At 69.3% G+C, this 23,271-nt stretch carries 23 protein-coding genes and 1 tRNA gene; 12 read left to right on the plus strand and 12 right to left on the minus strand.

Annotated elements, in window-relative coordinates; all coding sequences use genetic code 11:
- Position 1 precedes the first annotated feature (1 nt).
- The 5 genes from C7389_RS24825 to clsB all read left to right on the plus strand — a co-directional run bounded on the left by C7389_RS24825 (position 2) and on the right by clsB (position 4,251).
- A complete protein-coding gene (locus C7389_RS24825) occupies positions 2 to 148 on the plus strand; it encodes a hypothetical protein (protein ID WP_162851683.1) in 147 nt (48 codons plus the stop codon).
- Positions 145 to 879 carry a response regulator gene (locus C7389_RS06030; RefSeq protein WP_133589387.1) on the plus strand — a complete coding sequence of 245 codons (735 nt, stop codon included), beginning with the start codon at positions 145 to 147 and terminating at the stop codon, positions 877 to 879. The genes C7389_RS24825 and C7389_RS06030 overlap by 4 nt, the downstream gene beginning before the upstream one ends.
- Positions 876 to 2,234 carry an ATP-binding protein gene (locus C7389_RS06035; RefSeq protein ID WP_211168191.1) on the plus strand — a complete coding sequence of 453 codons (1,359 nt, stop codon included), beginning with the start codon at positions 876 to 878 and terminating at the stop codon, positions 2,232 to 2,234. Before C7389_RS06030 ends, C7389_RS06035 begins: the two co-directional genes overlap by 4 nt.
- Before the next feature lie 77 nt (positions 2,235 to 2,311).
- A complete protein-coding gene (locus tag C7389_RS06040; protein ID WP_133589389.1) occupies positions 2,312 to 3,097 on the plus strand; it encodes an endonuclease/exonuclease/phosphatase family protein in 786 nt (261 codons plus the stop codon).
- On the plus strand, positions 3,094 to 4,251 hold the full coding sequence (gene clsB / locus C7389_RS06045; RefSeq protein ID WP_133589391.1) for a cardiolipin synthase ClsB: 1,158 nt from the start codon (positions 3,094 to 3,096) through the stop codon (positions 4,249 to 4,251). Before C7389_RS06040 ends, clsB begins: the two co-directional genes overlap by 4 nt.
- Before the next feature lie 30 nt (positions 4,252 to 4,281).
- Here clsB and C7389_RS06050 read toward each other — a convergent pair whose 3' ends face one another.
- Both C7389_RS06050 and gluQRS read right to left on the minus strand, forming a co-directional pair.
- Positions 4,282 to 4,758, minus strand: a complete 477-nt coding sequence (locus tag C7389_RS06050) for a CoA-binding protein (protein ID WP_211168190.1) — start codon at positions 4,756 to 4,758, stop codon at positions 4,282 to 4,284.
- A 16-nt stretch (positions 4,759 to 4,774) separates the two neighbouring features.
- Positions 4,775 to 5,683: a tRNA glutamyl-Q(34) synthetase GluQRS gene (gene gluQRS / locus C7389_RS06055; protein WP_133589393.1), complete on the minus strand. Its 909-nt coding sequence runs from the start codon at positions 5,681 to 5,683 to the stop codon at positions 4,775 to 4,777.
- A gap of 118 nt (positions 5,684 to 5,801) precedes the next feature.
- Here gluQRS and C7389_RS06060 point away from each other — a divergent pair, with 118 nt between their 5' ends.
- Genes C7389_RS06060 through C7389_RS06070 form a run of 3 tightly spaced genes read left to right on the plus strand, consistent with a single transcriptional unit; the run spans position 5,802 to position 9,312 of the window.
- The gene (locus tag C7389_RS06060) at positions 5,802 to 7,430 is read left to right on the plus strand and encodes an ArnT family glycosyltransferase (protein WP_133589395.1); all 1,629 of its coding nucleotides are present in this window, start codon (positions 5,802 to 5,804) and stop codon (positions 7,428 to 7,430) included.
- On the plus strand, positions 7,427 to 8,713 hold the full coding sequence (locus C7389_RS06065) for a sialidase family protein (RefSeq protein WP_133589397.1): 1,287 nt from the start codon (positions 7,427 to 7,429) through the stop codon (positions 8,711 to 8,713). Before C7389_RS06060 ends, C7389_RS06065 begins: the two co-directional genes overlap by 4 nt.
- Positions 8,710 to 9,312 carry a hypothetical protein gene (locus C7389_RS06070; protein WP_133589399.1) on the plus strand — a complete coding sequence of 201 codons (603 nt, stop codon included), beginning with the start codon at positions 8,710 to 8,712 and terminating at the stop codon, positions 9,310 to 9,312. Before C7389_RS06065 ends, C7389_RS06070 begins: the two co-directional genes overlap by 4 nt.
- Before the next feature lie 184 nt (positions 9,313 to 9,496).
- Here C7389_RS06070 and C7389_RS06075 read toward each other — a convergent pair whose 3' ends face one another.
- Entirely contained in the window at positions 9,497 to 10,375 is an 879-nt protein-coding gene (locus C7389_RS06075; protein ID WP_133589401.1) for a ChbG/HpnK family deacetylase, read from the minus strand.
- Between the two features lie 99 nt (positions 10,376 to 10,474).
- On the opposite strand from C7389_RS06075, the gene C7389_RS06080 reads away from it, so the two are divergent.
- Genes C7389_RS06080 through C7389_RS06090 form a run of 3 tightly spaced genes read left to right on the plus strand, consistent with a single transcriptional unit; the run spans position 10,475 to position 13,540 of the window.
- Positions 10,475 to 11,479: a glycosyltransferase family 2 protein gene (locus C7389_RS06080; RefSeq protein ID WP_246034653.1), complete on the plus strand. Its 1,005-nt coding sequence runs from the start codon at positions 10,475 to 10,477 to the stop codon at positions 11,477 to 11,479.
- Entirely contained in the window at positions 11,476 to 13,125 is a 1,650-nt protein-coding gene (locus C7389_RS06085; protein WP_425455560.1) for a glycosyltransferase family 39 protein, read from the plus strand. The genes C7389_RS06080 and C7389_RS06085 overlap by 4 nt, the downstream gene beginning before the upstream one ends.
- The gene (locus C7389_RS06090; protein ID WP_246034654.1) at positions 13,103 to 13,540 is read left to right on the plus strand and encodes a GtrA family protein; all 438 of its coding nucleotides are present in this window, start codon (positions 13,103 to 13,105) and stop codon (positions 13,538 to 13,540) included. Before C7389_RS06085 ends, C7389_RS06090 begins: the two co-directional genes overlap by 23 nt.
- A 10-nt stretch (positions 13,541 to 13,550) precedes the next feature.
- Here C7389_RS06090 and C7389_RS06095 read toward each other — a convergent pair whose 3' ends face one another.
- Positions 13,551 to 15,443, minus strand: coding sequence for a hybrid sensor histidine kinase/response regulator (locus C7389_RS06095; protein ID WP_162851684.1), 1,893 nt, complete (start codon positions 15,441 to 15,443; stop codon positions 13,551 to 13,553).
- A 180-nt stretch (positions 15,444 to 15,623) separates the two neighbouring features.
- Between C7389_RS06095 and C7389_RS06100 the strand changes: the two genes are divergently transcribed.
- On the plus strand, positions 15,624 to 16,181 hold the full coding sequence (locus tag C7389_RS06100; RefSeq protein WP_246034655.1) for a 3'-5' exonuclease: 558 nt from the start codon (positions 15,624 to 15,626) through the stop codon (positions 16,179 to 16,181).
- Between the two features lie 179 nt (positions 16,182 to 16,360).
- On the opposite strand, the gene ychF is transcribed toward C7389_RS06100, so the two are convergent.
- The 8 genes from ychF to C7389_RS06140 all read right to left on the minus strand — a co-directional run bounded on the left by ychF (position 16,361) and on the right by C7389_RS06140 (position 23,131).
- The gene (gene ychF / locus C7389_RS06105) at positions 16,361 to 17,452 is read right to left on the minus strand and encodes a redox-regulated ATPase YchF (protein WP_133589405.1); all 1,092 of its coding nucleotides are present in this window, start codon (positions 17,450 to 17,452) and stop codon (positions 16,361 to 16,363) included.
- A complete protein-coding gene (gene pth / locus C7389_RS06110) occupies positions 17,449 to 18,111 on the minus strand; it encodes an aminoacyl-tRNA hydrolase (RefSeq protein WP_133589407.1) in 663 nt (220 codons plus the stop codon). Before pth ends, ychF begins: the two co-directional genes overlap by 4 nt.
- Positions 18,112 to 18,152: 41 nt before the next feature.
- Positions 18,153 to 18,752, minus strand: coding sequence for a 50S ribosomal protein L25/general stress protein Ctc (locus tag C7389_RS06115; protein WP_133589409.1), 600 nt, complete (start codon positions 18,750 to 18,752; stop codon positions 18,153 to 18,155).
- Between the two features lie 78 nt (positions 18,753 to 18,830).
- The gene (locus C7389_RS06120) at positions 18,831 to 19,781 is read right to left on the minus strand and encodes a ribose-phosphate pyrophosphokinase (protein WP_133589411.1); all 951 of its coding nucleotides are present in this window, start codon (positions 19,779 to 19,781) and stop codon (positions 18,831 to 18,833) included.
- Between the two features lie 76 nt (positions 19,782 to 19,857).
- Positions 19,858 to 19,934: transfer RNA gene (locus C7389_RS06125), tRNA-Gln, on the minus strand.
- A gap of 34 nt (positions 19,935 to 19,968) precedes the next feature.
- Positions 19,969 to 20,841, minus strand: coding sequence for a 4-(cytidine 5'-diphospho)-2-C-methyl-D-erythritol kinase (gene ispE, locus C7389_RS06130; RefSeq protein ID WP_133589413.1), 873 nt, complete (start codon positions 20,839 to 20,841; stop codon positions 19,969 to 19,971).
- Positions 20,823 to 21,410 carry a lipoprotein insertase outer membrane protein LolB gene (lolB, locus tag C7389_RS06135; protein WP_133589415.1) on the minus strand — a complete coding sequence of 196 codons (588 nt, stop codon included), beginning with the start codon at positions 21,408 to 21,410 and terminating at the stop codon, positions 20,823 to 20,825. Before lolB ends, ispE begins: the two co-directional genes overlap by 19 nt.
- Complete coding sequence (locus tag C7389_RS06140; RefSeq protein ID WP_133589417.1) at positions 21,407 to 23,131, minus strand: tetratricopeptide repeat protein; 1,725 nt, start codon at positions 23,129 to 23,131, stop codon at positions 21,407 to 21,409. The genes lolB and C7389_RS06140 overlap by 4 nt, the downstream gene beginning before the upstream one ends.
- Positions 23,132 to 23,271: the final 140 nt, after the last annotated feature.

The raw sequence follows: 23,271 nt of genomic DNA on the forward strand, positions 1-23,271 counted from the left end.
CATGAGCATCGTGTTTGTGGCGGCGCCCGGGCATGAGCCCCCGGGCGGCGACTGGGATCCGCTTTCAATTGATAACAATACTCATTTAATATTGAGAAAATTTGCCGAGATGTGGCGCTTTGTGGCGCCGGTGCGAGGACTTCGATGAGTGATTCGGTACGCATCCTGGTGGTGGACGACCATGAGGACATCCGCGAGCCGCTGGCTTCCTACCTGGGCCGCTACAACCTGGATGTGACGGTTGCCGCCGATGGCATCGGCATGCGCAACGCGCTGGAGCGCAGCCGCTTCGATCTGATCGTGCTCGACGTGATGCTGCCGGGGGAGGACGGCCTGTCCCTGTGCCGCTGGGTGCATGAGCATCTGCGTACCCCGGTCATCTTGTTGACGGCGATGGCCGATACCGCCGACCGGGTGGCCGGCCTGGAAATGGGCGCCGACGACTACATGGTCAAGCCCTTCGAGCCGCGCGAGCTGGTGGCCCGCATCCGCGGTGTGCTGCGCCGCCTGCGCATGACTCAGCCGGAACCGGTGGCGCCGCCGCAGGATGGCGTGCGCCGCTATGGCTTCGGCCGCTGGGTGCTGGATGTGGGGCGGCGCGAGCTGTATGGCGAAGGCGGCCGCGCGGTGCAACTGGGCGCCGCCGAGTTCCGCCTGCTGCAGGCGCTGGTGGAGCACCCGAACATGGTGCTCAGCCGCGAGCGCCTGCTGGACCTCATCCGCGGCAGCGACGCGCCGGTGTTCGACCGCAGCATAGACAGCCAGGTGAGCCGCCTGCGCAAGAAACTGGAGGACGATTCCCGCCATCCGCAGCTGCTGCGCACCGCCTGGGGCGACGGCTACCTGCTGTCGGCCGACGTCAGGCTGCTGCAGGCATGAGGCTGCTGCCGCGGACGCTGGCGGGGCAGCTCATCGGCGTGCTGCTCACCGGCATCATCGCCGCCCACCTCATCGCGCTACCCTTCAGCGGCCTTGGCAGCGGGGTGGTGCATCCGCTCGCCCTGCGGCAGATCCTGGAGCGCTACGCCGCCGCCTACCGGGCGGTGCAATCCTGTAGCGGCTGTGACCAGGAAGCGCTGCTGGCCGCGCTGGGGGCCCACGATATCCACTTCCGCCTGGCTACCGTACCCACCCTGGCGGTGCCGGAGATGGACGAGGACGAGGCGGAGCTGGCGGACTCGCTGGCCCGCCTGCTCCGCGCTGGCGATGGGGTTCCGGTCGCGGTGCACATGCAGGAAGAATCGCCCGAGGATTCGCCGCTGACTCGCCGCACCGGCGCGGTGGCGCGCGCCACCAGCCTCACCGTCGAGGCGCCGCTGGCCGATGGCCGGGTGCTGGCGGCCAAGCTGTGGCCGGTGGTGCGCACCACCTGGTGGCGGCCGCTGCTGTTCTCGGTGCCGGTCAGCATCCTGCCGGTGCTGCTGGTGGTCTTCCTGTTCGCCCGCCGCATCCTGCGGCCGGTGCGGGCGCTGGAGCAGGCGGCGGAGCACATCAGCCGCGGCGAGCAGGTCGAGGCGCTGCCGGTGCGCGGCCCCAAGGAGCTGCGCGAAGTGACCTCCGCCTTCAACACCATGCAGGAGCGTTTGAGCCGCTTCGTCGCCGACCGCACCCGCATGATCGCCGCCATCAGCCACGATTTCCGCACTCCCATCACCTCGCTGCGCCTGCGCGTCGAGATGGTGGACGACCCCGGTCTGCGCGGGGCGATGACGCGCACCCTGGACGAGATGCGCGCCATGGTGGAGGAGACCCTGCACTTCGCCCGCGACGACAGCGTGCGCGAAACCACCGTCGAGGTGGACCTGTCCGAACTGGTGGCCCGCGCCGGCAGCGAGCGCGCGGCGTTGGGGCATGACGTTTGCTGGGAGGTTCCCGCCTCGCTGCCCTACCGCTGCAGGGCGGTGGCGCTGGCGCGGGCGGTGGGCAACCTGGCGGACAACGCGGTGCGCTACGGCAAGCGTGCCCGCCTGCGACTGGAGCCGCCGGCGTCGGGCGCGCTGCGCATCCTGGTGGACGACGACGGGCCCGGCATTCCGGACGAATGGCTGGACAAGGCGTTCGAGCCCTTCGCCCGGCCGGACCGCGGGCGCAACCGCGAAGCCGGCGGTGTCGGCCTTGGCCTGGCCATCGCCCGCTCCTGCATCGAGGCGCACGGCGGCAGGGTGTGGCTGGAGAACCGGCCGGAAGGCGGCGCGAGGGCGATCATCTTATTGCCCGCCTCCGCTGCCACCTGAGTTGCCCCGCTGGCGCCGGCCCGGACAAAATAGGCGTCAGGCACACGCTTGGGAGCAACGATGCAAGGGAGATGGTCATGAGCGCGACCGCCGCGGAGAAGAGCGCGGACAGGGATCCGGTACTTCGCATCTGCACCTACAACATCCACAAGGGGTTTTCCCAGTTCAACCGCCGCATGGTGGTGCACGACCTGCGCGAGCGCTTGCGCACGCTGGACGTGGATCTCGTCTTCCTGCAGGAAGTGCAGGGCCTGAACCTGCGGCACTCCCGCCGCCATGCCGACTGGCCTTCCGATCCGCAGCACGAGTTCCTCGCCGCCGACGTATGGACGCAGACCGCCTACGGCGGCAACGCGGTGTATGACCACGGCCACCACGGCAACGCCATCCTCAGCCGCCACCAGATCCTGTCCTCCGACAACCAGGACGTTTCCGATCACCGCTTCGAGCGCCGCGGCCTGCTGCACTGCGAGGTGAAGCTGCCGGGCATGGCGCAGACGCTGCACTGCGTCTGTGTGCACCTCGGGCTGATGGCCGGCAGCCGGCGGCGGCAGATGGAGGCGCTGGCGCTGCGCATGGAGCGGCTGGCGGCCGATGGCGCGCCGATGATCATCGCCGGCGACTTCAACGACTGGCGCAACCATGCGGACGATCTGCTGTGCCGCCGCCTCGGCGTGGTCGAAGCCTTCAGCGCCACCGGCGTGCCGGCGCGCAGCTTCCCCAGCGCGCTGCCGTTGTTCCGGCTGGACCGCATCTATGTGCGCGGCTTCGATGTGAAGCAGGCGAAGGTCCATTTCGGCCAGCCCTGGTCGCGCATCTCCGACCACGCGGCGCTGACGGCGGATCTGGAGCCGAGGTCTTGACCGGTTTCGTCGCGGGCAACGCCATCGCGCTGCTGGAGACCGGCCAGGCCTATTTCCCCGAACTGGAAGCCGCGCTGGATGCGGCGCAAACCGAGGTCTTCCTCGAAAGCTACATCTTCTGCCCGGATCTCACCGGCCGCCGCATCGCTGCCGCGTTGTCGCGGGCGGCCCGGCGTGGCGTGGCGGTGCACGTGGTGGTGGATGGCTTCGGCGGGCGGGACTTTGTCCGCGACCTGATGCCCGGGTTGGTGGCCGATGGCGTCAAGGTGCTGGTGTTCCGCCGCGAACTCAAGCTGCTCTCCCTCCGCCGCCACCGCCTGCGGCGCATGCACCGCAAGCTGGTGGTGGTGGATGGCCGGCTTGCCTTCGTCGGCGGCATCAACGTCATCGAGGATTTCGAGGTCGGCGGGCCGCCGCATCCGCGCTACGACTACACGGTGAAGGTGGAAGGGCCGCTGCTGGTGCCCATCTGCCAGGCGGCGCACGACCTGTGGCGGCTGGTGTCCTGGGCCAACTTCCGTCGCCGGCTGCTGGCACCGATGCGCGCGCTGCCGGACGGGCGGGCGGCCGGCGAACTGCGCGCGGCCTTCCTGATCCGGGACAACCTGCGCCACCGGCACGACATCGAGGAAGCCTATCTCTCCGCCATCGCGCTGGCCGGCGAGGAGGTCGTCATCGCCTGCGCCTACTTCCTGCCGGGCCGCCGCTTCCGCCAGGCGCTGGTGGAGGCCGCCGCCCGCGGCGTGCGCGTCACCCTGCTGCTGCAGGGGCTGTCGGACCACCCCTTCCAGGCTCACGCCACCCGGGCGCTGTACCCCTTCTTCCTGGATCGCGGCATCCGCCTGTTCGAGTATCACCGCAGCTACCTGCACGCCAAGGTGGCAGTGGTGGACGGCTACTGGGCGACGGTGGGTTCCAGCAATATCGACCCCTTCAGCCTGCTGCTGGCGCGCGAGGCCAACGTCGTCGTCGAGGATGGCGCGTTTTCCCGCCGGCTGCGCGACAGCATCTTCCGCGCGATCGACGAGGGCGCCCAGGAGCTGCGCACGGAAGACTGGCGCAAGCTGCCGCTGCTGCGGCGCATCGCCTGCTGGCTGGCCTACCAGGGGGCGCGGCTGGCGATAGGCGTGGCTGGATACGGGCGGCGCGGCTGAGGGGCCGGCGCTGCGCCCGCCGGAACGGGGTCAGCGCGCGGCGGGCGGTGCCGGGCGGCGGGCGGAGATCACGCCGGTATTCACGCCCACGAGGTTGAGGCCGCCGAACAGGCGGGCGTATTCGATCTTCACGCAGCGGTCCATGACCACCTCCAGGCCGGCGGCCTCCGCCCTGGCCGCCGCCTCGGGCGCGATCACGCCCAGCTGCAGCCACAGCGTGCGGGCGCCGATGGCGATGGCGTCGTCGGCGATGGCCGGAACCTCTTCCGGCTTGCGGAACACATCCACCATGTCCACCTTCATCGGCAGTTCGCGCAGGCTGGGGTAGCACTTCTGCCCCAGCACTTCGGTGTAGGCCGGATTCACCGGGATGATGGTGTAGCCGCGGTCCTGCATGTACTTGGCGGCGAAGAAGCTGGGACGGTGCCAGTTGGCGGACAGCCCGACCACCGCGATGCTGCGGGTCTGCTGCAGTACCCGGCGCAGGCCGGCGATGTCGTCGATCATGGGGAGGTGGTCCTTGTCAGGGTTGCGGCGCGGGGGCGTGCCGCGAGCGGGGTACGGCGGCCAGCCGCCAATTGGGCAGGGCCCATTGCCAGATTTCCCGCGTCGGCGCGCCGGCCAGCGCAGGGGGAGGATTCTGGCCGAGAAAGCGCAGGGCGGCCAGCAGCGCGGCGGCCGGCGGTTGTTCCGCCACCGCGCTGGCCAGGGTCTGCTTGGACAGTTTCTCGCCGGCGGCGTTGGTCGCCACCGGCAGGTGGGCGTAGGTCGGGGTGGGCATGCCCAAGGCCTGCTGCAGGTGGATCTGGCGGCCGGTGGAGTCCAGCAGGTCGGCGCCTCGCACCACGTCGGTGACGCCGGCCTCGGCGTCGTCCACCACCACCGCGAGCTGGTAGGCATGCAGCCCATCGGCGCGCAGCACCACGAAGTCGCCCACGTCCCGCGCCAGGTCTTCCCGCTGCGGGCCCTGGATGCGGTCGTCGAAGCTCACCACGCCTTCGGCGCGTACCCGCCAGGCCCGCGCTTGCCGCCCCGGCGGCAGGCCGTGGCGGCAAGTGCCGGGGTAGCGGTGGGAGCCGTCGCGGGCGATGGCGGAGTCCGCCAGTTCGCGGCGGGTGCAGGCGCAGGGGAAGGCGAGGCCGTCGGCCTGCAAGCGGGCGAGGGCGGCGGCGTAGGCGTCGCGGCGCTGGTCCTGGTGGACGATGCCGCCATCCCATTCAAAGCCGAAGCGTTCCAGCGTGGCGAGGATGCCGGCGGCGGCGCCGGGGATGATGCGCGGCGTGTCCAGGTCTTCCATCCGCAGCAGCCAGCGGCCGCCTCGGCTGCGCGCCTCCAGGTAGCTGCCCACCGCGGCGATCAGCGAACCGATGTGCAGCGGGCCGGTGGGCGAGGGGGCGAAGCGGCCGATGTAGGGCGGAGGCGCGGTGGTCATGGGGAGCAGGGCGGCGGCCCGCCGGGGCTAGAACGGCGCGGCGGCCGGCCATGATAGCATTCGCCGCTCACCCCGCCGGCCAGCGCCGGCGCCCGTCCTATCCAGCCCCCTCCCTGCCGTGCGGATCGACTCCCGGACCACCCTCGCCTGCTACCTGCTGCTTGCGCTCGCCTATGCCGGCGGCCTCGCGGTTCCATTGATGAACAACGACTCCGGCCATCACGCCGGCATCGCGCTGAACATCTACCTCAGCGGCGACTGGCTGAGCCTGGTGACCCAGGGGCGCGACTACCTGGACAAGCCGCATCTGCTGTTCTGGCTGGCGGCGCTGTCGTTCAAGCTGTTCGGCGTCACCACCTTCGCCTATAAGCTGCCCTCGCTGCTGTTCTCGCTGCTGGCCCTCCATTCCACCGTGCGCCTGGGGCGGCTGCTGTACTCGGCGGAGGCCGGGCGGCTGGCCGGGCTGGTGCTGGCGAGCGCGCTGGCCTTCATCCTCGCCAATAACGATGTGCGCATGGACGCCATCCTTACCGGCGCCATCATCTTCTCCATCTGGCAGCTGGCCGAATTCGCCGCCGCCGGGCGCTGGCGCAACCTGCTGCTGGGCGGCCTGGGGCTGGCGCTGGGCTTCTCCACCAAGGGCATGATAGGCGTGGCCATGCCCTGCATCGCGGTGTTCCTGCACCTCGTCTGGCGGCACGACTGGGCGCGCCTGTTCGACTGGCGCTGGCTGGCGCTGCTGCCTTGCTTCCTGTTGTTCGCCGCGCCGGTGCTGTACGCCTACTACCACCAGTTCGGCACCGGCGGGGTGAAGTTCATCCTGTGGTCGCAGAACTTCGAGCGCCTGGCCGGCGAGCGCTTCGGCAATGCCGGCGCGGACGACAAGCTGTTCTTCGTCCACACCTTCCTGTGGGCCTTCCTGCCGTGGTCGCTGCTGGCGCTGGCGGCGGTGTGGACCCACCTGCGCGCGGCTGCTGGCGCGCTGCGCCAGCCCAGGCCCGGCGTGGAGATGCTGACGCTGGGCACGCTGCTGGTGATCTTCACCATCATCTCCCTGTCGCGCTTCAAGCTGCCGCACTACCTCAACATCCTGCTGCCGCTGTTCTCGGTGATGCTGGGCGCCTGGCTGGCTGCGCGGCCGGCGGAGCGCGCCGGGCGGGCGGCCTGGGCGGCGCAGCTGGTGGTGGTGGTGGTGCTGGCGGTGCTGGCGTTGGCGCTGAACGGCTGGGCCTTCCCGGTGAGCGGGATGCTGGCGCCGGCGCTGGCGGCCTTCGCCGTGCTTGTCGGCGCGGTGCTGGTATTCCGCAGCCGGGGCTCGGTGCGGCTGCTGCTGTGCTCGCTGACCGCGGCGGTGGCCTTCAATGTGCTGCTCAACTTCAATTTCTATCCGCAGCTGCTGCGCTACCAGGCCGGCAACATGCTGGCGGCGCAGCTGGAGCGGCTGGGCGTGGCGGCGGACGAGGTGTTCTACCTGGAAGGCGAAGCCCGCGCCAACAGCTTCGATTTCTATACCGCCCGGCTGACGCCGGCACTGTCGGTGGATGAAGTGGCCGCCCGCCCCGGCGCCACCATCATCTATACCGGCGAGTCCGGCCTGGACGCGCTGGAGGCCGCCGGGTTGAAGACCGAGGCGCTGGCGGTGACCCCGGATTTCCGGGTGACGCGATTGAATTCCCGTTTCCTCAGCCCGCTGACGCGTGAGCAGGGGCTGCAATTCCATTACCTGCTTCGTGTGGAGGCCAGATGAGTCTTGCCCTGCGTGCCGGCGCCTGCGCGCTGATCGTCGGTGTTTCGCTGTGGACCGCCTGGCCCGGCCTGCATGCACCGGCGCCCGCCGGCCTGGTACCGCCGGGCAAGGCCGCTGCCGCCGATGGCGCGGGCGCGGCACAGCCGCTGTTCGCCAGCGCCATCGCCAGCGCGGTGTCACCGCCGCGGGTGCATGCCGCCTCGGTGACGGAACTTGCCGATGGCCGGCTCTACGCCACCTGGTTCGGCGGCGAGCGCGAAGGCGGCGAGGAGGTGAAGATCTACGGTGCCCACTTTGACCCCGCCACTGGCGCCTGGGGTGAGCAGCACATCGTCGCCTCGCCGGAGAGCACCGCGGCGGACCTCGGCTACTTCGTGCGCAAGGTCGGCAATCCGGTGACCTTCACCACGCCGGCTGGCGAGCTGTGGCTGGTGTACGTCAGCGTCAGCATGGGCGGCTGGGCCACCAGCCACCTCAACCTGATGCGCTCCACCGACAAGGGCGCCAACTGGCAGCCGGCGCAACGGCTGGTGACCTCGCCCTTCTTCAACCTCAGCACGCTGGTGAAGGCCTACCCGGTGTTCTACGCCAACGGCGACATCGGCCTGCCGGTCTATCACGAGATGGGCGGCAAGTTCGCCGAGTTGCTGCTGCTGTCGCCCACCGGCGAGGTGAAGCAGAAGGTGCGCATGGACCACGGCCGCCGCTCGCTGCAGCCGGTGATGCTGGTGCAGGACGAACAGCGCGCGGTGGCGCTGCTGCGCTACGGCGCCGAGGAGTCGCTGTACCGCGCCTGGCGCATCGAGACCAAGGACGCGGGCCGCAGCTGGTCCGGCGTGGAGGCGACCGACCTGCCCAACCCCAACTCGGCCCTGGCCGCGCTGCGGATGGAGGATGGCCGCATGCTGGCGGTGGCCAATGACACTGAGGATGAGCGCCTGCGCCTGTCCTTGCTCGTCAGCGAGGACGAGGGCCGCCACTGGCGCGCCATCCACCGCTTCGAAGACCGCAGCGACAGCGCAGGCAAGCCGCTGGACCTTGTTGCCTTCCGCAGCCGGCTGGCGGGCGACCTGCCGGCGCTGGGCCCCGGCCCCGCCGCGGAGGCGGTGGCCGAGGTCGCCGAGCGCAACCTCTGCCGCGACGGCGGCAACTGCAGTTGGCAGTACGACTACCCCTACCTGATCCAGGCCCGCAACGGCGACTACCACCTCGTCTACACCTGGAACCGCAGTTTCGTGCGCCATATCCGCTTCAACCGGGCCTGGCTGGAGGAAAGGCTGTGACCGCTATCCATGATGTGCTGGCCTGGGCGCTGGCCCTTTCCCTGTGCGTGCCCGGCCTGCGCGGCCGGCCGCTGCTGGCGCTGATCGCGCTGGCCGTGTGGGCGGCGCTGCTGAACGTGCCGCTGGTCGGGATCTCGCCGATCGCAGTGCTGCGCGGCCTGTTCGCCGAGCCGGCCCCGACCACCACGCTGGTGCTGGCCGGCCTGCTGCTGGCGCGCACCGGCTGCAGCTGCGTGTTCCGCGCCGGCGAGGCACGGGCCATTGCCGTGCTGGCGGCGGTCACCGGCCTGCTGTTCTACCCGCCGGCGCTGGGTGTGGGCGCGACCGACCCCTACGCCTGGGGCTACGGCGGCGCGGTGCTGCCGCTGGCCGCCGGCGGGCTGGCGCTGGTGGCGGCCTTGCTGGGCGCCCGTCTGCTGCCGCTGGCGCTGGGGGTGGCGCTGGTGAGCTGGCGCCTGGGCGTATTCGATTCGCCCAACCTGTGGGATTACCTGATCGACCCGCTGTTTTCCATCGGCTGCCTGATCGCGCTGGTGGTCGGGGTGTTCCGCCCGCGGCGGGCGCGGCGCGACCAGTCGGATCTGCGCTACGCGGCTTGAACAGGGGCGGTGGTATCGCCGGCCGGTGGCCGGGCAAGCGAGGCCACCGCTATCGCAAGGCGGCAATCGCATGGCTCGCCGTGGGTTCCACGGCTTGCCGCAACAGGTTTCGCGCAAGTCCCTTTACTCAGGGTGAAGGGCTTCCTCCGCTGGAGCGCCGCGCCAGCTCCGGCCCTGGGCAGCCTCAGGCCTCGCGGCCAAACGCGCTGAAACGCGCCGGATACAGGCCGGCCGCGGCCAGATCGGCGACGAATTCCCCGCTCGCCAGATAGGCCAGCTCCGCCTCCCGCGGCGTGGTCAGCGGATCGCAGGCAATCAGCGCCGCATCCACCCGGCCGGGGTGCACATGCACCAGCGGCCGCGGGCCGGTGTCGGCGAGGAAGCGGCGCATGCGCTCGCCGAAGGGCGGCGCGGCGCTGAAGTCGTGTAGGCCGGAGAAGCCCTCGTTCATCGGCAGGCCGGCAGTGCGCGCCTGCTGGCGCAGGCCGCGTCCCAGGGCGGAAATGAACAGCGCCTTGCCGGTGGCGATGCCGCGCCTCAGGCTGCGGTCCGGCGCCTCCACGCAGTTGCGCACCCACACCCGGCCGGCGGGGTAGCGCCGCCGCAGCTCCGCCACCACCGCGTCGCGCACGCCCGGCAGCAGGTGGACGTGCTGATGGCCGTCCACATAATCCGGCGGCGCGCCCCAGGCATCTTCGAAGGCGTCCAGCTGGGCGCGCACTTCCTCCGCCACCGCCGCGGCCGGCAGATGGCGGGCGAGGGTGCGGGCGAGCAGGCGCTTCAGCGGCGGCAGGCGGCCGCCCGCCGCCAGCCCATGCAGGTCGCCCGCGAGCGGGGCGTGATCGGTCAGGGTGAGGTGCAGGCCGACGTCGGCCGGGGTGGCCGCCACCACCGCGCGCAACTCGCCTGCGGCGCGTCGCCAGTCGGGCAGGCCGCTCATGCAGCTGGTGGCGGAAAGCCGCCCGGCGGCGATCAGTTCGGCGATGGCGGCGCTGACGCCGGGAGCGAGGCCGTAGTCGTCGGCGCAGACGATGATGGGGCGGGCAGGAAGTAATTCACGCATGGCAATAACTGGAAACTGGTCGGCAGTCAACGCGCCGCCAGTGTGCCTCGTTTACGCCTGCATGCCTCCCTCGTGGAGGAGTTTCGTGAGACCGCCACCGTGTCCCGTCCCGATCTCCATCAAACCCTGGCCGCAGCCGCCACACCCACCCAGCCCGCCGTGCCGGCGATGTCCGTGGTGGTGCCGCTTTACAACGAAAGCGGCTCGCTGAACCTGCTGCACGAGCGCCTGTGCGGGGTACTGGATGCGCTGCCGCTGGCGCGCCGGGAGATCGTGTTCGTGGACGACGGCAGCCGCGACACCACCTTTGCCGAGGTTGCCGCGCTGTGCCTGCGCGATCCGACCATCAAGGCCATCCGCTTCGCCCGCAACTTCGGCAAGGAGGCGGCCATGGCCGCCGGCCTGCGCGCGGCCACTGGCGACGTGATCGTGCTGATGGACGGCGACCTGCAGCATCCGCCGGAGCTGATCCCGGAGATGCTGGAGCGCTGGCACAAGGGCGCGCGCATGGTGACTGCGGTGCGGCGCTCGCGGGATACCGACCCCTGGCTGCGACGCAAGCTGTCGCAGGCCTTCTACGGCCTGTTCCGCCGCGTGTCCGAAGTGGCGCTGACCGAGGGCGGCGGCGACTACCGCCTGTTCGACCGGACGGTGGTGGACGCCATCAACAGCCTGCCGGAGCGCACCCGCTTCATGAAGGGCATCACCAGCTGGGTGGGCTTCCGCCACGAGCAGGTGGATTTCGAGCCGGCCGAGCGCGCCGCCGGCGCCTCGGCCTGGTCCATGTGGCGGCTGGGCCGCTACGCGCTCGACGGTCTTTCCGCCTTCAGCACGCTGCCGCTGCGGGTGTGGTCGCTGATCGGCCTGGGCATGGCGGCGCTGTCCGGCGCCTACGGCGGTTGGCTGGTGCTGCGCACGATGATCTGGGGCGTGGATGTGCCCGGCTACGCCTCCATCATGGTGGCGGTGCTGTTCATGTCCGGCATCCAGCTCATCAGCCTCGGGGTGCTGGGTGAGTACGTTGGCCGCATCTTCACCGAGGTGAAGGCGCGCCCGCTCTATCTGGTGGCCGAGCGCCTGGGCTTCGAGGAGCCGCGCCGGTGAGCCGCAGCGGGGAAGCGACCGCCGGCACGCTGGCGCCGGCGGCGCGCGCATTCGCGCTGTCGCCCGCCTGGGCATTGCGGCTGGCGATGGGCCTGCTGGCCGCCGCCGGCCTGTTCGCGCTGCTGGCCTTCCGCCACTACGGCATCAGCAACGATGAGGAGGTGCAGCATGTGTATGGCCGCCTGCTGCTGGATTTCTACACCTCCGGCTTCGCAGACCACAGCGCCTTCGCCTACAAGAACCTCTACCTCTACGGCGGCCTGTTCGACCTGATCGCCGCCGGCCTGGAACGCTTGTTCCCGGCGATGAACGTGTGGGATCTGCGCCACCTGCTGTCGGCCGGCTTCGGCCTCGGCGGTGCGCTGGGCACCTGGCTGCTGGCGCGGCGGCTGGCGGGCGAATGGGCCGGGCTGGGCGCGCTGGTGCTGCTGTTGGCCACTGGCGCCTGGACCGGCGCGATGTTCACCCATACCAAGGATGTGCCCTTCGCCGCCACCATGGTGTGGTCACTGTACTTCACGGTGCGGGTGCTGGAGAGCCTGCCGCGGCCGGCGCTGCGCGACGTGCTGGGCCTGGGTTTCGCCCTGGGCTGCGCCTTCGGCCTGCGGGTGGGCGCGGTGTTCGCGGTGTTCTACCTCGGCGTCGGCCTGATGGCCTGGGCCTGGATGGGCGCGGCCGACCTGCGCAGCCGCGGCGGCCTGCTGCTGCGCGCGGCGCAGGGGCTGTGGCCGGCGGTGCTGCTGGCCTTTGCGCTGATGGCGCTGTGCTGGCCGTGGTCGGTGATGGCGCCGGAGAACCTCTACACCGCGATGACCACTTTCTCCCACTTCTCCTTCCAGCTCACCACCATCCTGGACGGCGAGGTGATGAAGAACGGCGACGTGCCCGGCACTTATCTCGCCCACTACCTGCTGGTGCGCCTGCCGGAGCTGTTCCTGATCGGCATTTCCCTGGCGGCGCTGGCCGGCGTGCGCGCGTTGCCCGGCCTGCTGGTCTCCGCCCAGGCCCGCGGTGAGGCGCTGCGCTGGCTGCCGGTGGTGCTGGCCGCCGGCTTCCCGCTGGCCTACACCCTGCTGGCGGCGCCGCCGCTGTACAACGGCATCCGCCACTTCACCTTCCTGTTGCCGCCGCTGGCAGTGCTGGGTGGCGCCGGCCTGGCGGCCGCCTGGCGCTGGGCGCAGCCCTGGCCGCGCGGCCGGCTGCTGGCCCTGGGCGCCTGTGCGGTGCTGGCGCTGGGGCACGCCATCAACCTCGCCCGGCTGCATCCATACGAGTACGTGGCGTACAACAGCATCGCTGGTGGCCTGCATGGCACCCAGGACCGCTGGGAGCAGGATTACTGGGCGGCGACGGTGAAGGAACTGGTGGCCGATCTGCGCACCCGGGTGAGCCGCGAGGGCGGCCAGACCCGGCCCTACCTGGTGGCGGTCTGCGCCGAGCCGCTGCAGGCGGCGGCCTGGCTGGACGCGCGCTTCCAGGTGACCACCGACTGGCGCGCGGCGGACTTCTTCATCTCGCCCACCCACATGGATTGCCACACCGCGATGCAGGGCCGCATCGTCGGTGAAGTGGTGCGCGAGGGCGTGGAGCTGGGCGTGCTGCGCGACCGCCGCGGCCTGGCGGATGACGAGCGCATTCCGCGATGAGGCCGATGCCGGCATGACGGGCTCGCCGCTGCTGGGCCGGCTGATCCGCTTCGCCGCGGTGGGGGCGGTGGGCACCGCCGGACACTACCTGACGCTGATCGCCGTGGTGGAAGGCCTGGGCGGCGATCCGGTGGCGGGCTCGGTGGCCGGCTTCCTGGTTGGCGCCCTGATCAATTACAGCCTGAACCGCGCCATCGTATTCCGCTCTGGCCGTGCCCATCGCGAGGCGCTGCCGCGCTTCCTGGCGGTCGCCGGGCTGGGGCTGGTGTGGAACGGACTGCTGATGAGCCTGCTCACCCATGCGCTTGGCGTGCATTACCTGCTGGCACAGATCCTGGTGACGGCGCTGCTTCTGTTCTGGCACTACGCCGGCAATGCCTTGTGGACCTTCGCCGAGCGCCCCTCCGGGCGCTGAGCGCGGCAGCTTACGCCGCATCGGCCGGCGGCATCTCGGCGATGATCTTCTCCAGGTCGCTCATCGCCACCGGCTTCACCAAGTGGTGGTCGAAGCCGGCGGTGCGCGAGGCCAGCCTGTCCTGCTCCTGGCCCCAGCCGGTGGTGGCGATCAGTACCGCCGTCATCGCCCACGGGAACTCGCGGATGCGGCGGGCGGCCCCCAGGCCGTCCAGCCGCGGCATGCCCAGGTCCAGCAGCAGGACTTCCGGCTGCAGGCGTTCCGCCTCGGCTACCGCCTGTTCGCCGTCGTAGGCGATCGCCACCTGGTGGCCCAGCAGCTCGAACATGGTCGCCAGGCTCTCGGCGGCGTCGCGGTTGTCGTCCGCCACCAGCACCCGGCGGTGCCCGCGGGCACGGGGGGCCTGGTCCATCGTTCCTTCGCCCGGGGCGCGGCGCTCGGGTGACAGCGGCAGCGTGACGGTGAAGCGGCTGCCCTTGCCGACACCTTCGCTATGGGCTTGCACCGTGCCGCCGTGCATCTCCACCAGCTGCTTGACGATGGTGAGGCCGATGCCCAGGCCGCGCGAAGGCTGGTGGGGCGCCACTTCCACCTGGGCGAAAAGGTCGAAGATGCGGTTCAGCATGTGCGGCGGAATGCCGGCGCCGTTGTCGGTGATGGCGATGCTCACCGTGGCGTCGTCCCGCTTCACCGCCAGGGCGATGCGACCGCCCGGCTCGGTGTACTTGGCGGCGTTCACCAGCAGGTTGGTGAGGGCCTGGGTCAGGCGCACCGCGTCAGCGTCTACGTACACCTCGCGCGAGGGCAGCTGCACCGTCAACTCGTGTTCTTGCTGGCGGATGGCGTGCTCGGCGGACTCCACCGAGTGACGGACGATGTCCGCCAGATCCACCCGCTTGCGGCTGATGGTGATGAGGCCGCGGCTGATGCGGTTGGCGTCGAGCAGGTCATCCACCAGCGACACCATGTGGCTCACCTGGCGCTCCATCATCGTGCAGGCGCGGTTCAGCAGTTCGCCGTCGCCGGTGCTGCCGGCCAGCTTCAGGATCTCCAGGCCGTTGCGCAACGGTGCCAGCGGGTTGCGCAGCTCGTGCGCGAGGATGGCGAGGAACTCATCCTTGCGCTTGTCGGCCTCCTGGCGCTCCTCTTCCGCCGCCTTGCGCTGGCTGATGTCGTTGAACAGGATGGCGACATGCCTGTCCTCCGGCTTGCCGACGCGGAAGGCGTAGACGTCGTACCAGCGGTTCAGACCCTGGGCACGGTTTTCGAAGCGCGTCGATTCACCCGTGGCGGCGACATGCGCATAGATGGAGAACCAGTGTTCTTCATGGGTCGGCACCATCTCCCGCATGCATTTGCCTACCGCGTCGATCAGCCCGGTCTGGCGCTCGAAGCTGGGATTCACTTCGAGAAAGCGGTAGTCGATGCCCACCCCGTTCTCATCCACCAGCACTTCGATCACGCAGAAGCCTTCGTCGATGGCGTTGAAGAGGTCGCGGTACTTCTCTTCCGAGCGACTGAGCGCGTCCGCCATTCCCCGCGGCTCGGTGACGTCGCGGAACAACATCACCAGCCCGCCGTCCGAAGTGGGGTGCAGGCTGTGATGGAAGCTGCGGCCGCTGACGGCATCTTGTTGCTCCAGTTCCAGGGCCTGATCTCCCGGCTGCATGCCGGGCAGTGAGGCCAGGTGGGATTTGAGGCCGGGAAAGATCTCCAGCAGGGGCCGGTTCAGCAGCGCCTCGCGCGGACGCCCCAGCGCCCGTTCGGCGACCGGGTTGAGGTAGTGCACTCGCTGCGCCTTGTCGCATGCGATGACACCTTCACTACCATGGGCGAGGATCTCTGCCGCCTCGAAGGCGGCAAGGGCGGGCGCTGGATTCAAGGTCGTCGTCAGCCTATCCATAGGTGCGTCTGGAACATGGGGGTCGCTGCGTCTGTGCAATCCTCGTGCCTGGGAAACCGCGGCTCCCGGGGGCGAAATCCAGGTAAATCGTTCCGCCGGAGGCGGAGCGTGCATGCCGCAATTACAGGAGCGCAGGGGCGGCGGGCGTGGAGGTGGAAGTCCGTCGGAGCCCCCCTTTGCATGACGGAGAGCGTGATGATCCTGGTGATCGACCTTGAGGCCACCTGTGACGAAGGCGAGGCCATGCCGCCTGGCGACATGGAAATCATCGAGATCGGCGCGGTGTGGGCTTCACCCAATGGCAGCGTGCACGAGTGCTTCCAGACCTTTATGCAGCCGGTGCTGAACCCGCGGCTCACCGCCTTCTGCACCGGCCTCACCGGCATCCGCCAGGAGGATGTCGCTACCGCGCTCCGTTTCCCGGAAGCGGCGGCGGCCCTGGCGGAGTTCGCCGGCCTGCATCCCGGCGGCCAGCGCTGGTGGGGTAGTTGGGGGCGCTATGACTTCACCCAGTTCGGCCGGGACTGCGCGCGCCACGGTGTGGACGATCCCTTGGCCGGCCTCGAACACATCAACCTCAAGCGCAGTTTCGCCAATGCCCGCGGCATCAAGGAAGTGGGCCTGGCAAAGGCGTTGCAATTGGTGGACCTGGCGTTGGAAGGCCGGCATCACCGTGGGCTGGACGATGCCCGCAATATCGCCCGCCTGCTGCCCTGGTGCCTGCCGGCGGCGATCTAGGCAGGCCGCATTCGCTGGAAAGGCGGCCATGCCCGGGCCAGGGTCTGCCGGCCGGGGGCGGGAGCCCGGTTCTTCGGCATGGCTGCGCCGTAAACGAAGAAACCGCGCGCAGGCGCGGTTTCTTCGGATTCGCGAGGCTCCCCCGGCGCAGGTCGACGCGCGCGGGGGGCCTTGGGGGCTCAGACGTTGAACAGGAAGTTGAGGACGTCGCCGTCCTTCACCACGTATTCCTTGCCTTCCGCCCGCATCTTGCCTGCTTCCTTGGCGCCGGCCTCGCCCTTGTGGGCGATGAAGTCTTCGAAGGCGATGGTCTGGGCGCGGATGAAGCCGCGCTCGAAATCGGTGTGGATGACGCCGGCCGCCTGCGGCGCGGTGTCGCCGATGTGGATGGTCCAGGCGCGGACTTCCTTCACCCCGGCGGTGAAGTAGGTCTGCAGGCCAAGCAGCTTGTAGCCGGCGCGGATCAGGCGGTCCAGGCCAGGCTCTTCCAGACCCATAGACTCCAGGAAATCCTTCTTGTCCGCGTCGTCCAGGTCGGCGATCTCGGCCTCGATGGCGGCGCACAGCGCCACCACCTCGGCGCCCTCCTGGGCGGCGTGGGCGCGCACTGCGTCCAGGTGAGGGTTGTTGTCGAAACCGTCTTCGGCGACGTTGGCGGCGTACAGCACCGGTTTCTGGGTGATCAGGCAGAACTGCTTCAGCAGCGCGGTCTCTTCCTTCGCCAGGTCGAGGGCGCGCACCGGCTTGGCTTCGTTCAGCTGGGCGAGGCACTTCTCCAGCACCGCGACCATGGCCTTGGCTTCCTTGTCACCGGCGGCGGCGGGGCGCTTGTAACGGTTGAGGGCCTTGTCCACCGTGGCGAGGTCGGCCAGCGCGAGTTCGGTGTCAATGACTTCGATGTCGCGGAGGGGATCGACGCTGCCGGAAACGTGCACCACGTTGTCGTCGGCGAAGCAGCGCACGACGTGGACGATGGCATCGGTCTCGCGGATGTTGGCGAGGAACTGGTTGCCCAGGCCTTCGCCCTTGGAGGCGCCGGCGACCAGGCCGGCGATGTCCACGAACTCGACGATGGCCGGCTGGATCTTCTGCGGCTTGACGATCTCGGACAGCTGGGCGAGGCGCGCATCCGGCACCTCGACGATGCCAACGTTGGGCTCGATGGTGCAGAAGGGATAGTTGGCCGCTTCAATGCCCGCCTTGGTCAGCGCATTGAACAGGGTGGACTTGCCGACGTTGGGCAGGCCGACGATGCCGCATTTCAGACTCATGGCGTGGATTCGTCCTTGGTTTGGGTCGCGCCTTGCGGCGGCTCCTTCGGAGGTTTCGGAGCTTTGGGCGGCGCGGGCCGGGTGTTGAGACGGGTGGTGGCTGCGTTCCATTCGCCGCGGGCGATCTGCGCCCAGCCGAGCAGGGCGCGGTCTATCGCGCTGTCGATCTCGGCGCGCTCTTCGCGGCGCGGCGGCTTGAGCACGAAGTTCACCACTTCGTTGCGGTCGCCTGGGTGGCCGATGCCGATGCGCAGCCGCCAGTAGTCCGGCGTCGCGCAGTGGGCGGTGATGTCCTTGAGGCCGTTGTGGCCGCCGGCGCCGCCGCCGAACTTGAGGCGCAGCTGGCCGGGCGGGATGTCCAGCTCGTCATGCACGACGAGGATCTCCGCCGGCTCGATGCGGTAGAAGCGCGCCAGCGCGCCCACCGCCTGGCCCGAGCGGTTCATGTAGGTCTGCGGCATCAGCAGCCAGACGCCGGCGTCGCGGGCGTTGGCCACCAGGCCGTGGAAACGGGACTCGTGGCTGAAGCGCACGCCGAGCTCGTCGGCCAGGCGCTCACAAAGCCAAAACCCGGCGTTGTGCCGGGTTTCGGAATATTCGGCGCCCGGATTGCCGAGGCCGACCACGAGACGCGGGGGGCGCGCAGGCGCTGCGGTCATCGGATGTCGGCCTCCAGCATGGGTCCGGGCAGGCGGGGGCCTTAGGCCGCTTCGCCTTCTTCAGCCGCGGCAGCACCCTTGGCCTGCTGGGCGCTGGCCACCACCGGGTCGCCTTCGCCGTGGTGGGCGACTTCGACGCCGGCCGGCAGCTTCAACTGGGAAACGTGCACAGACTGGCCGACTTCCAGCGCAGCCAGGTCCACTTCGATGAATTCCGGCAGCTCGGACGGCAGGCACTTCACGTCCAGTTCGGTGATGACGTGGGCGATGATGGCGCTGCCCAGCTTTACGGCGGGGCTGACTTCGGCGTTCACGAAGTGCAGCGGCACCTTCAGGTGCAGCTTCTGGGAGGCGTCCACACGTTGGAAGTCCAGGTGCATGACTTGCTGCTTGTAGGCGTGCCACTGGGTGTCGCGCAGCACGACGGTTTCCTTGGCGCCTTCGACGTCCACGGTGAGGATGGAAGCGTGGAAGGCTTCCTTCTTCAGCAGGTGGTACAGGTCGTTGTGGTCGAGGTTGATCGCCAGGGCGTCCTTGCCGCCGCCGTAAATGATGCCCGGCAGCTGGCCGGCGCGACGCAGGCGGCGGCTCGCACTCGATCCCTGCGCTTCACGCTTGGTGGCCTTGAATTCGATAGTCATTTGAAACTCCTGGGTTGAAGATTCCCCGCCCGCGACCAGGCGGAGATGGAAAAACCGCGGCCAGGCCGCGGTTGGAACTTATTCGCTGAACAGCGAGGAAACCGATTCCTCGTTGCTGATCCGCAGCATGGTGTCGGCCAGCAGCGAGGCCACCGAAACCTGGCGGATGCGCGGCGAGGCCTTGGCGTCGTCGCGCAGCGGGATGGTGTCGGTCACCACCAGCTCGTCCAGCTCGGATTCGTTGATGCGGGCCACCGCGGCGCCGGACAGCACCGCGTGGGTGCAGTAGGACAGCACACGCTTGGCGCCATTGGCCTTCAGCGCGCTGGCGGCCTTGCACAGCGTGCCGGCGGTATCGACGATGTCGTCCATGATCACGCAGGTGCGGCCTTCGACCTCACCGATGATGTTCATGACTTCGGACACGTTGGCCTTGGGGCGGCGCTTGTCGATGATGGCGAGGTCGCATTCCAGGCGCTTGGCGAAGGCACGGGCACGCACCACGCCGCCGACGTCGGGCGAAACCACCATCAGGCCGTCGTACTTCTGCTTGTCCAGGTCGGCCAGCAGCACCGGGGCGGCATAGACGTTGTCGACCGGGATGTCGAAGAAGCCCTGGATCTGGTCGGCATGCAGGTCCATCGTCAGTACCCGCTGCACGCCCACGGCCTGCAGCATGTTGGCGACGACCTTGGCGGTGATGGGCACGCGGGCCGAACGCGGCCGGCGGTCCTGGCGGGCATAGCCGAAGTAGGGGATGGCGGCAGTAATGCGGCCGGCGGAAGCGCGCTTTAGCGCATCGACCAGAACCAGCAGTTCGACCAGGTTCTCGTTGGTCGGGGCGCAGGTGGGCTGCAGGATGAAGACGTCCTTGCCGCGGACGTTTTCCAGTAGTTCGATATTGACTTCGCCGTCGGAGAAACGGCCCACCGTAGCCGATCCGAGGGAAATGCCCAGTCTCCGCACAACATCCGCCGCAAGCTTGGGGTTGGCGTTGCCGGTGAAGACCATCAGGCTGCCGTAGGGCATGACCGAATCTCCGATGCCGATAGAATGAAACCGTCAAAAACGACTCGGGCAGGCTCGTGGCCTGCCCGTCGTATATTGGCTGGGGAGGAAGGATTCGAACCCTCGAATGCCGGAATCAAAATCCGGTGCCTTAACCGACTTGGCGACTCCCCAAGAAACTTTTTCGCTCGATCGACACGTTCGCGTTCTATGTCGCGCTTTCGTAGAGCGGATGCCTTTCCAGGCTGAGGGCCTGCCATGCCTTCCATGAAGCGGGGCACTCGGCGACGATCCGTCTTGCTTCGTCTTCCGAGGCCACTTCGGCAAAAACACAAGCGCCTGAGCCTGTCATCCGGGCCGGAGCAAATTGCGCCAGCCATTCGATCGCTCGCGCTACTTCCGGGTAACGATTGCAGGCCACTGGCTGCAAGTCATTTCGGGTAGAGCTCGCTGCGAAGTCCGCTATTTTGATGGGGTCGGTATTCCGTGTCAACTCTTTCGACGAGAAAATCTCTACGGTCGAAATATGTACTCCGGGGAGGATGACAACGTAGCGAGCCGGCGCCAGCTGGAGGGGTTGGAAATGTTCGCCTACACCTTCGGCAAAGGCGTCGCGACCATAGATGAAGAAGGGTACGTCCGCCCCCAGCGCGAGGCCGAGATCCTGCAGTGCCTGCCGGCTGAGCTTGGTGTTCCATAGCCGGTTGAGGGCGAGCAGGGTGGTGGCCGCGTCGGAACTGCCGCCGCCGAGGCCGCCGCCCATGGGCAGTACCTTGTGCACGGCAATGTCCGCGCCCAGCTTGCAGCCGGTGACGCCCTGCAGCAGGCGGGCGGCGCGGACCACCAGGTCCTGCTCCGGCGGTACGCCGTCCAGGTCGGTGCGGCGGCGGATGAGGCCGTCGGTCCGCAGTTCGAAGTCCAGTGTGTCGCCCCAGTCCAGCATGCGGAAGGCGGTCTGCAGCAGGTGGTAGCCATCGGCGCGGCGGCCGACGACGTGCAGGAAGAGGTTGAGCTTGGCGGGGGCGAGGCAGCCGGTGAGGCGCAGTGGGGGGCTGGCGGCGTTCAGGGCGTGGGCGTCCATCGGTCGATGAAGAGCCGCAGGCGGGTGTCGCCGCGGCTGATGTCCATGAGGCGGGGGGCAGCGTTGATACCGTTGTCGGCGTATTCGAGGTAGGCGATGCGCCAGCCGGCGTCGATGAGCAGGGTAGGGCGGCCGCTGCCGTCGGTTTCGCGGATCTCGGCTTCGCGCCGCGGCGCAGCTTGCACCCACTGGGCCAGGCGGGCTACCGGAACTTCCACGCCCAGCAGTTGCGGCAGCAGGCTGTCGGCGCTGCCCGCGCGGTAGCGGCGGCCGTCGGCGGTCACCAGTTCGGCTCCGCTGGCGTCCTGCTCCAGTTGCGCGGCGATCTGGCCCAGCGGGTTCAGCAGCGTCCAGCTGTCCCGCGTGGGGGAGTGCAGCCACTCCATGCGCCCGCTGGCGGCACGCTCGCCGTCGCTGGCGGACAGCCGTCCTTCCAGTTCGAAGGCCGCCGCCTGCTGGCGTTGCTGTGCTGCGCCGCTATGACGGATCTGGGGCGACAGCGGAGCGCAGGCGCCGAGCAGCAAGCTCGCCGCGGTGGCGGCGAGCAGGAGGCGATGCGGACGCCTCATGGCTTGCGCAGACGCTGTACGGTTTCGCGCAGCACGGTGTTGTCCGGGTGCGCGGCCAGGGCTTCGTCGAACACCCGGTTGGCATCGGCCTGGCGGTTCAGCGACCACAGCACTTCGCCGAGGTGGGCGGCGATCTCAGGGTCGGAGCGCAGGCCGTAGGCCTGTTCCAGCACGGCGATGGCGCCGCTGTTGTCGCCGCGGCGGAAGCGCACCCAGCCCAGGCTGTCGAGGATGAAGGGGTCTTGCGGCGCGAGCTCCACTGCGCGGGCGATCAGCTGTTCAGCCTCTTCCAGTCGCAGGCCGCGGTCGGCCAGCGAGTAGCCCAGCGCGTTGTAGGCGTGGGCGTGCTCCGGCTCCAGCGCGATCAGCTTGCGCAGGCGGGTCTCCATCGCGTCCACCCGGTCCAGGCGCTCGGCCAGCATGGCGGATTCATAGAGCAGGTCGGTGTCGTCCGGGGCCTTGAGCAGGGCGGCCTCCAGCAGGTCGAAAGCCTGCTGGGGTTGTCCGGCGTCACGCAGCAGCTGGGCCTCGGCCAACAGGTAGCGGCGCTTGACGTCGGCATCGCCCGGCTGGTTCTGCAGGTGGGCGCGGGCTTCGGCCAGCCGGCCGCCATTGGCGAGGGCGATGGCGATGCGGATCTGGGCGTCGCCGTATTGCCGGCTGGGTTCGGGGATGGCGCGGTACCACTTCAGCGCGCCCTCGGTGTCCTTGCGGCGCTCGGCGATCTGGCCGAGGTGCAGGCGGATGGCGTCCGGGTCCGGATGGTTAGCGGCCAGGGCGCGCTCGAACAGGGCGGCGGCGTTGTCGTTGTCTTCCAGCTGGAAGGACAGCAGGCCGACGGCGAACAGCAGTTCCGGGTCGTTCGGAGCGGCTTCCAGCAGCTTGTTGAATTCGGCGCGGGCGTTCTCGAAATCGCGCAGGGAGACCAGCAGGCGGGCGTGGGCCAGGCGCAGGTTGTTGCTTTCCGGGTGGCGGGCCAGCTGGCTGGCCAGCAGGGCGGAGGCGTCGCGCTCGGCGCCGGCCTGCTGCATCAGCTGGGCCTTGAAGATCACAGCCGGCTCCCAGTCGGGCCGCAGCTGCAGGGCGGTCTCGATGGCGCCCAGGGCGCTCATCGGGTCTTCGGCGACGATGTTGGCCTGGGCGCGGGCGAAATGGGCTTCCGGATGGTCGAGGTAGGGGGCGGTGAGGCGCAGGACCATGCTGCGCACGGTCTCCTTGTTCTCGATACGGGACAGCGCGCGGTTGAGGCCCATCAGATTCTGCGGCAGTGCGTCCGGCGACTGGGCGAGCACGCGGGCGAGCTGGATCTGGATATCCTCGACACGGCCTTCACTGCTGGACACGACGCCGGCGAGCACCCGGCGGGCTTCTTCGGAGCCGGGATCGGACTCCGCCCACAGCTTGGCGGCGCGGGAGGCGGCGGCGAGGTTGCGCGAGAACAATGCAATCTCGGTGGCGCGGCGGGCGATGCGGGGGTCGTGGGTATGCTGGGCGAGTTCGAGGTAGAGCTGGGTGGACAGGCCGACCTGCCCGCGAGCGCCGGCGATTTCCGCCAGCAGGAAGTTGTACAGCACGCCGGCGGTGAGCTCTTGCGTGGGCAGCGCGCTGGCGGGAGGGGCGGCTTCATCGGCGGCGGCAAGCGCGCCCAGTGGCAGGCTGAGGGCGATGGCGGCGCCCAGGCGGCGCAGACGGCGGGTAAGCGGGAAGGTCTTGGAGGTCATGTAGGCGGTCCGGCGGACTCCGGTGGCGGGGGCAGTGCGGCGAAAGAGTCCGGGAAGGCCCGGAAGGAAGCGCGCCGGCGCTGTGGTCGATTTGAGGGCTGTTCTAAAATTCGGTTCGCCTCATGTTAGGCACTTTGGCC

This window comes from Azoarcus indigens (assembly GCF_004361735.1).
Classification (GTDB): Bacteria; Pseudomonadota; Gammaproteobacteria; order Burkholderiales; family Rhodocyclaceae; genus Azoarcus; species Azoarcus indigens.

What these genes read in the sequence shown, in the direction of transcription:
- ychF (WP_133589405.1), bottom strand. Translation starts at nt 17,452, where the DNA reads ATGAGTCTGAAATGCGGCATCGTCGGCCTGCCCAACGTCGGCAAGTCC.
- ispE (WP_133589413.1), bottom strand. Translation starts at nt 20,841, where the DNA reads ATGGACGCCCACGCCCTGAACGCCGCCAGCCCCCCACTGCGCCTCACC.
- gluQRS (WP_133589393.1), bottom strand. Translation starts at nt 5,683, where the DNA reads ATGACCACCGCGCCTCCGCCCTACATCGGCCGCTTCGCCCCCTCGCCC.
- C7389_RS06035 (WP_211168191.1), top strand. Translation starts at nt 876, where the DNA reads ATGAGGCTGCTGCCGCGGACGCTGGCGGGGCAGCTCATCGGCGTGCTG.
- C7389_RS06090 (WP_246034654.1), top strand. Translation starts at nt 13,103, where the DNA reads ATGACGAGCGCATTCCGCGATGAGGCCGATGCCGGCATGACGGGCTCG.
- C7389_RS06100 (WP_246034655.1), top strand. Translation starts at nt 15,624, where the DNA reads ATGACGGAGAGCGTGATGATCCTGGTGATCGACCTTGAGGCCACCTGT.
- C7389_RS06030 (WP_133589387.1), top strand. Translation starts at nt 145, where the DNA reads ATGAGTGATTCGGTACGCATCCTGGTGGTGGACGACCATGAGGACATC.
- C7389_RS06075 (WP_133589401.1), bottom strand. Translation starts at nt 10,375, where the DNA reads ATGCGTGAATTACTTCCTGCCCGCCCCATCATCGTCTGCGCCGACGAC.
- pth (WP_133589407.1), bottom strand. Translation starts at nt 18,111, where the DNA reads ATGACCGCAGCGCCTGCGCGCCCCCCGCGTCTCGTGGTCGGCCTCGGC.
- C7389_RS06050 (WP_211168190.1), bottom strand. Translation starts at nt 4,758, where the DNA reads ATGATCGACGACATCGCCGGCCTGCGCCGGGTACTGCAGCAGACCCGC.
- C7389_RS24825 (WP_162851683.1), top strand. Translation starts at nt 2, where the DNA reads ATGAGCATCGTGTTTGTGGCGGCGCCCGGGCATGAGCCCCCGGGCGGC.
- C7389_RS06120 (WP_133589411.1), bottom strand. Translation starts at nt 19,781, where the DNA reads ATGCCCTACGGCAGCCTGATGGTCTTCACCGGCAACGCCAACCCCAAG.
- C7389_RS06095 (WP_162851684.1), bottom strand. Translation starts at nt 15,443, where the DNA reads ATGGATAGGCTGACGACGACCTTGAATCCAGCGCCCGCCCTTGCCGCC.
- C7389_RS06065 (WP_133589397.1), top strand. Translation starts at nt 7,427, where the DNA reads ATGAGTCTTGCCCTGCGTGCCGGCGCCTGCGCGCTGATCGTCGGTGTT.
- lolB (WP_133589415.1), bottom strand. Translation starts at nt 21,410, where the DNA reads ATGAGGCGTCCGCATCGCCTCCTGCTCGCCGCCACCGCGGCGAGCTTG.
- C7389_RS06115 (WP_133589409.1), bottom strand. Translation starts at nt 18,752, where the DNA reads ATGACTATCGAATTCAAGGCCACCAAGCGTGAAGCGCAGGGATCGAGT.
- C7389_RS06140 (WP_133589417.1), bottom strand. Translation starts at nt 23,131, where the DNA reads ATGACCTCCAAGACCTTCCCGCTTACCCGCCGTCTGCGCCGCCTGGGC.
- C7389_RS06040 (WP_133589389.1), top strand. Translation starts at nt 2,312, where the DNA reads ATGAGCGCGACCGCCGCGGAGAAGAGCGCGGACAGGGATCCGGTACTT.